The organism is Parafrankia irregularis (assembly GCF_001536285.1).
Taxonomy (GTDB): domain Bacteria; phylum Actinomycetota; class Actinomycetes; order Frankiales; family Frankiaceae; genus Parafrankia; species Parafrankia irregularis.
In genome coordinates, this window is the sequence record NZ_FAOZ01000035.1 from 71,067 (window position 1) to 81,144 (window position 10,078).

The 10,078-nt window shown below is 71.6% G+C and carries 8 protein-coding genes; 5 read left to right on the top strand and 3 right to left on the bottom strand.

Annotated features, from left to right (window positions below; all coding sequences use genetic code 11):
• Window positions 1-283 precede the first annotated feature (283 nt).
• Entirely contained in the window at window positions 284-1,336 is a 1,053-nt protein-coding gene (gene panB / locus AWX74_RS32940; RefSeq protein WP_091284676.1) for a 3-methyl-2-oxobutanoate hydroxymethyltransferase, read from the top strand.
• 72 nt (window positions 1,337-1,408) lie between these two features.
• On the opposite strand, the gene AWX74_RS32945 is transcribed toward panB, so the two are convergent.
• Window positions 1,409-2,239 (bottom strand): helical backbone metal receptor, encoded by an 831-nt coding sequence (locus AWX74_RS32945; protein WP_091284677.1) that lies wholly within the window; start codon window positions 2,237-2,239, stop codon window positions 1,409-1,411.
• A 77-nt stretch (window positions 2,240-2,316) separates the two neighbouring features.
• On the bottom strand, window positions 2,317-3,000 hold the full coding sequence (gene npdG / locus AWX74_RS32950; RefSeq protein ID WP_242666525.1) for an NADPH-dependent F420 reductase: 684 nt from the start codon (window positions 2,998-3,000) through the stop codon (window positions 2,317-2,319).
• A gap of 565 nt (window positions 3,001-3,565) precedes the next feature.
• Here npdG and AWX74_RS32955 point away from each other — a divergent pair.
• Window positions 3,566-3,784 carry a hypothetical protein gene (locus AWX74_RS32955; RefSeq protein ID WP_006542192.1) on the top strand — a complete coding sequence of 73 codons (219 nt, stop codon included), beginning with the start codon at window positions 3,566-3,568 and terminating at the stop codon, window positions 3,782-3,784.
• 35 nt (window positions 3,785-3,819) lie between these two features.
• Here the strand turns inward: AWX74_RS32955 and AWX74_RS32960 are convergent, their stop codons facing one another.
• Window positions 3,820-5,064: a tyrosine recombinase gene (locus AWX74_RS32960; RefSeq protein ID WP_091284681.1), complete on the bottom strand. Its 1,245-nt coding sequence runs from the start codon at window positions 5,062-5,064 to the stop codon at window positions 3,820-3,822.
• Between the two features lie 82 nt (window positions 5,065-5,146).
• Between AWX74_RS32960 and AWX74_RS32965 the strand changes: the two genes are divergently transcribed.
• The 3 genes from AWX74_RS32965 to AWX74_RS40370 all read left to right on the top strand — a co-directional run.
• Entirely contained in the window at window positions 5,147-5,917 is a 771-nt protein-coding gene (locus AWX74_RS32965; RefSeq protein WP_091284683.1) for a hypothetical protein, read from the top strand.
• Window positions 5,914-6,828 carry a PKD domain-containing protein gene (locus AWX74_RS32970; protein ID WP_423212989.1) on the top strand — a complete coding sequence of 305 codons (915 nt, stop codon included), beginning with the start codon at window positions 5,914-5,916 and terminating at the stop codon, window positions 6,826-6,828. The genes AWX74_RS32965 and AWX74_RS32970 overlap by 4 nt, the downstream gene beginning before the upstream one ends.
• 80 nt (window positions 6,829-6,908) lie before the next feature.
• Window positions 6,909-10,078: TIR domain-containing protein (locus tag AWX74_RS40370; RefSeq protein WP_114476444.1), on the top strand; the 3,170-nt coding region annotated here is incomplete at its 3' end.

Consider the following 10,078-nt stretch of genomic DNA (forward strand, 5'->3'; position numbering starts at 1 on the left):
GTACGTGCGTTCGACGCCACATGCATCTGATTGCGCGAACAACACGCCTGGGTAACGTCCCTGCGACGGCCGGCCACACCACACCCGGCCGATTCCGCCGGGACGTGCATCCGCCAGAACACCGCCCGCAGCCGTTCCGGCGCAGCTGGCGACATCACCGGCACGAATGATGGCCCGGTACGGGCAGGCCCGCGCCAGACCTGTCAGCGACAGCCCTCTCGGTGGCAGCATGGAGACACGCCGGGACGCGATCCCGCGCCCGGACGGCTTACCGGGAGTTTGCATGAACTCGTCGATCGGCAATCCCACCTCCTCCGCCGCGGGCGGCCCCAGCTCCACCCCAGCCAGCCCCACCTCAGCCAGCGCCGCCGACGGCAGCGACGAGGCGGCGACGCTCTACGGCGCGCCGACCACCGCCGCGGCCGCCACCGCACCCGCCGCGACCGATGCATCCGGCACCACCGGCGCCACTGGCACCACCACCGCCGCGACCGGCGCCCGGAGCACGACCCGCTCGACCCGTTCGATCCGCCTGGGCCGCAGCGGCCGGACGACGGTGCGCGACATCCGCGCCGCCAAGGAGCGGGGCGAGAAGTGGGCCATGCTCACCTCCTACGACGTTCTCTCGGCCGGAATCTTCGACGAGGTCGGCATCCCGGTCCTGCTCGTCGGTGACTCCGCCGCGAACACGGTCTACGGCTACGAGACCACCGTTCCGATCACGGTCGACGAGATGATCCCGCTGGTGCAGGCGGTGGTGCGCGGCGCGTCGAACGCGATGGTCGTCGCCGACCTGCCCTTCGGCTCCTACCAGTCGAGCCCGCAGCAGGCGCTGGAGACGGCCGCCAGGTTCCTCAAGGAGGGCGGCGCCCAGGCGGTCAAGCTCGAGGGCGGCGCGCGGGTGCTGCCACAGGTCGAGGCGCTCGTCGCCGCCGGCGTCCCGGTGGTCGGCCACCTGGGCCTCACCCCGCAGAGTGTCCACACGCTGGGCGGCTACCGCGTCCAGGGGCGTGACCGCGCCGGTGACGTGCTGCTCGCCGACGCGCTGGGCCTGCAGGAGGCCGGCGCGTTCGCGGTCGTGCTGGAGGTCGTACCCGCCGATCTGGCCGCCCGGGTGACCAAGGAACTGACGATCTCCACCGTGGGCATCGGCGCGGGCGCGGACTGCGACGCGCAGGTGCTCGTCTGGCAGGACATGGCCGGGCTCAGCGGCGGCCAGGCACCTCGCTTCGTCAAGCGCTTCGCCGAGCTGCGGACGGCGCTGGCCGACGCGGCCGCGGCGTACAGCGACGAGGTCTCCCGCGGGGTGTACCCGACGGTGGAGCACAGCTACTGACCGCCGGCCATTACTGACCGCCGGCCATGAGCCGCCGGCGGTCGAGCCGTTGACCGGCGGCCTTACCAGCGACTACTGAGACGCCAGCGCGTTCGCGAGGTCGGCCCGTGCCTGCACCAGGGACGGGCCGTACCACGTCAGCAGCCGGCCGGACACGCAGACCGCCCGGGCCTCGAACGACTCCGGGCCGTCGGACAGGCTGAACGCGTACGGCTCATCCGGCAGCACCACCAGGTCGTGCGGTGGCAGCGCGGCGATGTCCACCCGCGGGTAGCGCTGCTCGGATCCGGCCAGCGCGTTGTCCACTCCGAGCCGGGCCAGCACGTCGCCGGTGAAGGTGTCCCGCCCGACCGCCATCCACGGCCGCCGCCAGATCGGGATGATCGCGCGGCGGCGCCGGCCGCGGAACGGTTCCGCCCACACCTGCTCCGCGACGTCCAGCCAGTCCGGGCGCGCCAGGCCGCAGCCCAGCCGCAGCAGCCGGTCGAGGCTGCGCAGCGCCGCGGGGACGGTGGTCGGCGCGGTGACCCAGACCGCGAGACCCGCCGCGCGCAACGCGGCCAGATCCTCCGCGCGGTTCTCCTCCGCGTTGGCGCAGACCAGGTCGGGCGCCAGCGCCTCGATGGCGGCCAGATCCGGGTTCTTCGTCCCACGCACCCGACGCACCGCGAGGCCCGGTGGGTGGGAGCACCAGTCGGTGGCACCCACCAGCAGCTCCGGTGCGCTCGCCGCGACGGACTCCGTCAGGCTCGGCACCAGGGAGACCACCCGCCGGACCACCGCCGGCACGGGCACCAGATCACCCAGGTCGTCACGGGCGCCCGAGTCATTACGGGCACCCAGGTCGTCACGGGCGGGCCCGCGGGACGAGCCCGGGAACGGTGCCGCCGGCGGGGACGTCATACCGCCAGTCTCACCCGAGCCCGTGCCGGGAGGCGCTTCGGACGTCTCCGCGGTCGTCCCGGACGTCCCCAGACGCCTCAGACGTCGGTGACCCGCAGGCCGGCGTGCGCCTTGTAGCGGCGGTTGACGGAGATGAGGTTCGCGGTGAGCGCCTCGACCTGACCGGCGTTGCGCAGCTTGCCGGCGTAGATGCCGCGCATCCCGGGGATCCGGTTCGCGAGCGCGATCACCGTGTCGGTCGCCGGGCGGTCGTCGCCGACGACCAGGATGTCGGTGTCGATGGACGCGACCGACTCGTCCATGAGCAGGACCGCGGAGACGTGGTGGAAGGCGCCGACGACGGTGCTGTCCGGCAGCACGGCCGCGGCCTGCTGCGCGGCACTGCCCTCCTCGACCGGCAGCGCGAAGGCGCCGCCCTTGTCGAAGCCCATCGGGTTGACACAGTCGATGACGATCTTGCCCGCCAGCTGCTTGCGCAGGTCGGCGAGCAGTTCGCCGTGGCCCTCCCAGGGCACCGCGACGATGACCACGTCCGCCTGCTCGGCGACGTCGGCGTTGTCCCCACCCTCGACGAGCCGCCCGGCCCCGGAGAGCTTGGCTGCGGCGTCCCGACCGCGTTCCGCCGAGCGCGAGCCGACGAGCACCCGGTGCCCGGCCAGCGCGAAACGGACCGCGAGCCCGCCACCCTGGGGCCCGGAACCGCCCAGGATGCCGATCGCGAGGGAGGACACGTCAGGAAGGGAGGGCGCGGCTGAGGTCACGAAACCCATCCTGCCCGAATCGGCCCGCAGGTGCTGGTGTGCGTCACAGCCTGTGCTGGCTGTGACGCCTGTGACTCCGCTCCCAGTTGCCCGGGTCGTCCGGCGGGCCCCGGGGCGCTCACGTGGACTGGGCGTCAGATCCGACGAGGGCCCACGGCCAGCACAGATGCCACAACGGGAGACGACAGGACATTTTTCCCCACCCCGCCGACGCGGACACTCACCCGATAGTGGACTATGAGGGAACAACGGGGCAGCTACGATCGCGACCGCGAATCCCGGGCCGGCCTGCACCCCAGGCCCGACGAACAGCAGCGCGGACCTCAGGAAAAGCGTCGCGACCGGCGAAGGAGCAGGACCAGTGGCGGATCCGCACAGAACTCTGACCGCGACATGGAGCGCCAACGATCTGACACACCGTGAGGGGCGGCCCGCTTCAGGGAACCCCGAGCGTGCGTTCGTCCAAGATGGGCCGTACCGTTCCCAGTCACACGTACCCCAGTCATACGCACCAGACAGATCTTCGGTAGGTAGACCTTCCGAGTCAGGCGAGAGAGGTCGAGCAATGGCGGACGTATCGGTTCGCTTCGCGATGACGAACGACAGCGAAGTGGTGCTGAACCTGTCGCTGCCGCAGGCACTGCGCCTGATGGAAGCGATCGCGCGCAAGGTGGGCGAAACCCTCGCCGAGCGCAGCAACCAGTCGGTTGGCGGTGTCGGCGGGGTCCCCTCGCCCGCGCCCTCCAACGGCATGCCGAGCCTCGGGCCGTACACCCCGTCCTGAGCCGGCCTCCCGGTCATCCGTCCTGAGGCGGGCGGCTACGCTCCCGCCTCGGGCGACCGGGCACCATCACGATCACCTGCGCCGATCGGATCACCATCACCGATCGGCCGCTCTCCGACCGGCGCCGGCACGGGCAGTCTCGTCACCGCCGGCGCTGTCACTGTTGCGGTCGTGCCCGGGCATGGGCATGGCACCGCCCGCGGATGCGACGACGTGTACACCTCGCGAAGATGGTCCATGGTCGTCAGGTCCGTGTTCGTCAGGGTGTAGATCTGGGTCGTGCTGACCGACGCGTGACCCAGCAACTCCTGGACGACCCGTACGTCCGCGCCGCGATCGAGCAGGTGTGCCGCGAACGAGTGCCGCAGCACATGCGGTGACGCCCCGGTCACACCGGCCGCGTCCGCCGCCGCCCGCAACGCCGACCAGGCGCTCTGGCGGGACAGCCGGGTACCCCGCCGCGAGACGAACACCGCCGGGCCAGCATCTCCGACGCCGGCCACCAGCAGCGGTCGGCCGCCCCGCAGATACCGTTCCAGCGCGATCACCGCATAGCGCCCCAGCGGCACCACCCGGCCCCGCCCGCCCTTGCCGCGCAGCCGGACCACGGATTCGTCCAGGTCGAGATCGTCGAGGTCGAGCCCGACCGCCTCCGAGATCCGAGCACCGGTCCCGTACAGCAGCTCGAGCAGGGCCGCGGAGCGCAGCCGGCGGGCCAGGCCGGTCTGATCCTCCCCCGTGGCCGCCCCGGCCTGCAGGATGAGCGCCGTCACCTGGTCGACTGTCAGCGCCCGGGGTGGACGCCGCGGCGGAGCCGCCGGCCGGACCAGCCCGGCCACGTCCGCGCTCACATCCCCCTCGCGGGCCGCGTAGCGATGCAGCGACCGCACCGCGACCAGCATCCGGGCGACCGACGCCGCCGCGAGCGGCGGATGCGACTCGTCGCCGGTACGCAACGTGATGGCGAACTGCGCGATCTGCGCCTCGCCGACCGCGCCGAGCGACCGGATTCCCCGCCCCGACAGGTGCTCCTGGTAGCGGCGCAGATCCCGGCGGTAGGCGAGCACCGAGTTACGCGCCAGCCCGCGCTCACCGTCCACATGATCGAGGTACCGGGCGATGACCTGGCCCGCGTCGGCCCCCTCACCTGCCCCATCGCCCACCGGGCCACCGCTGGCGACATCGGTCGACTCATCAGCCGGATCTCCGGCCGCGGTCCGGGCGTGGTCGTACGTGGGCCCACCGCGGCGGGCGTCGCCGCCTTCCGCCGTGGTCATCATCGAACTGATATTAGGGCGCGACGACGCCGGTTCGTTGATGCCCGTTCCCGACGGCGCCAGCGAACGTCTATCGTGACACCCTGTGCGGACTGACGCTGGATCGTCACGTTTCGCCGCATGCCGGAGGCTTGTCATCGCCACTGTCTCGGCCGGCGCTGTCCCGGTCGCCGCTGTCTCGGTCGTCCTCACCCTCTGCGCGGGCGTGTCCCTCGCCGGGTGCGGCGACGCGCAGGGCCGGTCGGCCGGCGCACCGCCCCCAGCCCGCCCCGGCTCCGCCACCACTTCGGCGGCATCGGCCGGCGCCGGCGCCGGCGCCGGGGCCGGGGCCGGCACCGAGGCACCGGCAACCACCGCCGCCGCCGGGCCCGCCGCCACGGCCGCCACGGGCGCGGCAGGCCCCGCGGGCACGGGAGGTACGGGCGGAGCCGCCGGTGGGCCCGCGGCCAGGGACGACTCCCCCGCCGGCGCCGGCCGGGTCGTCTCCGCCTACTACGGCGAGATCAACGCGGCCGCGCAGGCCGGCCGGGTCGCCGACATCTCCGCGACCGCGCTGCCCGGCTGCCAGACCTGCGCGCTCGACGTCGGCATGACCCGCTACCTCGACCAGACCGGCGCCCGGGCCGCCCAGGCACCCTACGAGATCACCGGCCTGGCGGCGGGAGCACGCCGCGGCACCGTCGTCGACGTCCGGTTCGCCGCGACCACCCGCGCGGTCGGGCTCCTCGACCCGGCCGGGCGCGACGCCGGGCAGGTGCCCGCGGTCCCGACCCGCTCCGCCGTCGCACGGCTCGTCCTGACCGGCCCGGGCTGGCGCATCCAGAACATCACCTACGCGGCGGGACGGCCGTCATGAGCGGCAGCCGCCCCCGCCCCGGTCCCCGTGCTCACCCGCCGACCTCGGCCCGCGCGGCCACCCGCACCATGCTGGTGGGGGCGGCGGTGATCGCCGCGATACTGGCGCCCGGCGGCGGACCGCTGCCCGGCGCCACCCGGCCGGCCCTCGCCGCACCAGACCCGCAGGGCGCCTGCACGGGAGCCGTCTGGGGCAGCTGCGACACCCGCGCCACGGACAACGGCTTCCAGTACCACTACCGCGGCGGCTACCTCACCAAGGTCCCGCTCGACGACGGCACCGGCACCGGTGGTGGCTGCGGCGACGACTGCCCACCCGACCCGGACGCGAGATGCGCGGCGCTGACCGGTGTCGGAGCCCCCCCGGAGATGACCGCGGCGGAGCGGGCCGAGTACGACGCCCTGATCGCCGACTGCGGGCCGGTCCTCTACGACCCCGACGGCATCGCCGTCGACGACCTCGCCGCACAGTTCGCCGACTACCTGCGCGAGGAGCTGCTGCCCACCCCGAAGGTCGTCGTCCAGCCGATCGGGAACAGCTTCGCGAACCTCCCGACGATCATGTACACCGGCGTGCCCGCCGCGTTCACCTTCGACGTCACCCAACCGGTGCTGGCGACGATCAGCGCGGTCCCGCACTACTCCTGGCAGTTCGGCGACGGCGAGACCGGCCCGGACGCCCCCGGCCGACCCTACGACCCGGCGATCTCCCCCCGCGACCACCCGGACGCCTACGTCACCCACCAGTACCACCGGCCCGGGACGTACCAGGTGACCCTCACCGTGACCTGGGACGGCTACTTCACCGTCCCCGGCGTCGCCCAGGCCTTCCCCCTCGACGCCGTCGCCCTCAACGCCACCACCCCGATCACCATCGAGGAAGCCGGCGGCGTCCTCGTCGGCAACGACTGACCTCACCCCACCCCCGACGGATGTCGGGATCGACAGAGCGGCCGTCCGCTCTGTGACGGTACGTGGCAGGCTTGGCACTTATGACGGGGGTCATCGGGGGCCAGAACGGCGGCACGGGAACGCCAGCGACTCGCCGCGCGGTCTTCATCAGCTATGCGGCGGCGGACGAGCCTTGGGCGCTGTGGGTCGCCTGGCAGCTGCAACAGGCCGGATACCAGCCCCGGCTACAGGCCTGGCACGCGGTTCCCGGCCGCAACCTCGTCGAATGGACCGTTCAGGAGCTGACGGCGGCGTCCTGCGTAGTGGTGATCCTCTCCCCCGCCTACCTCAGGTCCGAGTGGCCCAGGGCGGAGTTGAACTCGGCGCTGGCGGATTCAGTCTCCGGGCGCCGGCTGCTGGTTCCCGTTCGGGTGGTGCCGTGCGAGTCGCCGCCGCTGATACGTGAGATCGCCCGGATCAGCCTGGTCGACCGCGGCGAGGACGACGCCCACAGAGTTCTGATCGAGGGGATGCGGGCGGCCTTCGGAGGTCAGGCAACGACTCCCAAGATTTCACCGGCCTTTCCGGGTGACAGCGGCGAGGTCAGGGGCCAGCCGGCACCACCGTTCCCGGGACCGGACCGAGATGCGTTGACCGCCCAACTACTCGAACTGGCAGAGGAGGCGTGCCGACTACGCCATCCCGAGGCGACGATCCGCCGGGGCAGGGCACGCGGGCTGTCCGGCTACCTGGACGTGGCCGGGGAACGCGACGGCGAACGGCAACGGTGGCCCGTAGGGGTCAGCATCGATTCCCCCGACGTGGCCGCGGTCGAGGCCTTCTACGAGGCGGTGGTGAAGCCGGTCTACGTGCCGATCGACGAGTTCGTGGGTTCCGAGCTGGTCCATCTCGGTGATCCCGCAGGGGAAGAGGCTCTCCGTCACGCTCGGCGGCACCGGATCCAGGTGTTCAGCCTGACAAAGTTCGAGGGCCGCTGGGATCCGCGCCGGTATGTGGCCCGCCAGACGCAGCGCCTAACCGATGATCCCACGTATCCACCTGGATTGTACGTGCCGCAACGCTACACCGTGGCCGGCAATGCCATCGACAGCCTCATCGTCGGCCGGGGCGAACGGCACGACGTACAGGATGACGTGTTTGCCGCGATGCGCGACTGGCTTGATGTTGAGGAAGCACGCTTCCTGCTGGTGCTGGGTGCCTTCGGGCACGGCAAGACCTTCCTGCTCAGGGAACTCGCCCGGAGAATCCCGAAGGAGCTGCCCCAGATCGTGCCGATACTGGTCGAGCTGCGGACCCTGGAGAAGACACATTCGATCGACGACCTACTGGCACTACACCTGAGCAAGGAGGGCGAGCACGGCGTCGATGTCCGTAAGGTGCGCCGCAAGGTGGACCAAGGCCAAGTCGTGCTTCTCTTCGACGGGTTCGACGAGCTGGCGCTGCGGGTGACCTACGACAACGCGGCCGAATACCTACGCATGGTCCTCTCCGCGGTTACCGGCCGGGCCAAGGTGGTCCTGACCAGCCGGACCCAGCATTTTCTCACCAACAGCCAGCACCGCACCGAGCTCGGTACCGCAGTGCGGCTCGGGGCAGGTAGCCGCGAGATCCACCTCGCCGACTTCGACCACGACCAGATCCGCCAGTTCCTCGTCCAGCTTTTCCGCCGACAGGTCACCGCAGAGACTGAGACTCGCGGGGCCGCCCTCACTGATGAGGAAAGCTGCGCGGAGGCGACCCGGCGAGCCGAGAGCCGGCTCACCCTCATCGGTTCCATCCGTGACTTGCTGGGCCTGTCAGCCAATCCCCGCATGCTGGGGTTCATCGCCGACCTCGACGAAGAGGATTTGCTGAACGCCCGCGCGGCCGACGGCACCATCACCTCCGCGGACCTGTACGCCAAGCTGCTGGAGCGCTGGCTACACCACGAGGTGGCACGCCGTCGACCGACCCGCGGCGGGCACCAGACTCTCGATGCCGACCAGTTACGGCGGGCCGTCGACGCGCTCGCGGTCTTCCTGTGGGAAAGCGGGCAGGACACCACGGACCTCGCCGGCCTATCGACTACCGTGCAGGCGACCCTGAACGACCTTGGGGAAGCGAAGATTGAACCGGGGCATGCAGTATTCATGGTCGGCTCCGGCAGCCTGCTCACGCGCACCGACGACAACACGTTCAGCTTCGTACACCGCTCCGTGCTGGAGTATCTCGTCGCCGTGCAGGCTGCCGCCCAGCTCGCCCAGACGGACGACGAGGTCGCCCCAGGGCTGCTCTCCGGACGAGAGATGTCCGAGCTGATGGTCGACTTCTTGCACGGCGCCGCCCCGCACGCCGATTTACGGCGATGGGCCCGTTCCGCCCTAGCCGACCGCAGGGATACCAATGGCACGGCTCGCAGCAATGCCCTGCGTATCACCCGCCGGATGGACCTGACCATCGACGGCGCTCAGCTCGCCGGTCAGGACCTGCGCGGCCAAGACCTGGCCGGCCAGAACCTGCGGTTCGCGAACATGCGCGGGGCCAACCTCAGCGGGGCCCGCCTACACCACGCCGACCTGACTGGCGCCAACCTCACCGGCGCCAACCTCACCGGCGCGCTACTCGTCCACCCCGCTCTCAGCGGGGCACGGCTGACCAGCAGCCTCTGGACGGACGCGGCGCTCCTCAACCCGCTGCTCGACTCCGAGGCCGCGCAAAGTCCCGAGCTTGCCCGAGCCGCGATCCCCGGCCGCGACCCCGTCGATCTCATGGTTCTTCCTGGCCCCGCCGCCATCACCTGCGCCGCAGTCACCCCCGACGGTGTTCTCGCGGTCGGTTGGGGTCCAACCGTGGCGCTCCTGCACATGGCCACCCTGCGCCCGCTACGCCTGCTGACCGGCCATCACGGCTTGGTGGAGGCGGTGGCGTTCTCCCCGGACGGCACCACCCTCGCGACCGCTGACCGCGGCGGAGCGGTCCACCTGTGGGAAACCACCACTGGCCGACAAACCCGGAAACTAACCGGCCACCACGGCTGGGTGAAGACAGTGGCATTCTCCCCGGACGGCACCACCCTCGCCACCAGCGACACCAGCGGAGCAGTCCGCCTGTGGGAAACCAGCACCGGCCAACAAACCCAGAAACTGACCAGCGGCAGCGGTGTGGAGACGGTGAGGTTCTCCCCGGACGGCACCACCCTCGCCACCGGCGACCGCAGCGGAGCAGTGCGTCTGTGGGCGACCACAACTGGCCAACAAACCCGGAGACTGAC

Coding starts and splice junctions, on each gene's coding strand:
- AWX74_RS32960 (WP_091284681.1), bottom strand. CDS start 5,064: ATGATGACCACGGCGGAAGGCGGCGACGCCCGCCGCGGTGGGCCCACG.
- AWX74_RS32945 (WP_091284677.1), bottom strand. CDS start 2,239: ATGACGTCCCCGCCGGCGGCACCGTTCCCGGGCTCGTCCCGCGGGCCC.
- AWX74_RS32970 (WP_423212989.1), top strand. CDS start 5,914: ATGAGCGGCAGCCGCCCCCGCCCCGGTCCCCGTGCTCACCCGCCGACC.
- panB (WP_091284676.1), top strand. CDS start 284: ATGAACTCGTCGATCGGCAATCCCACCTCCTCCGCCGCGGGCGGCCCC.
- AWX74_RS32955 (WP_006542192.1), top strand. CDS start 3,566: ATGGCGGACGTATCGGTTCGCTTCGCGATGACGAACGACAGCGAAGTG.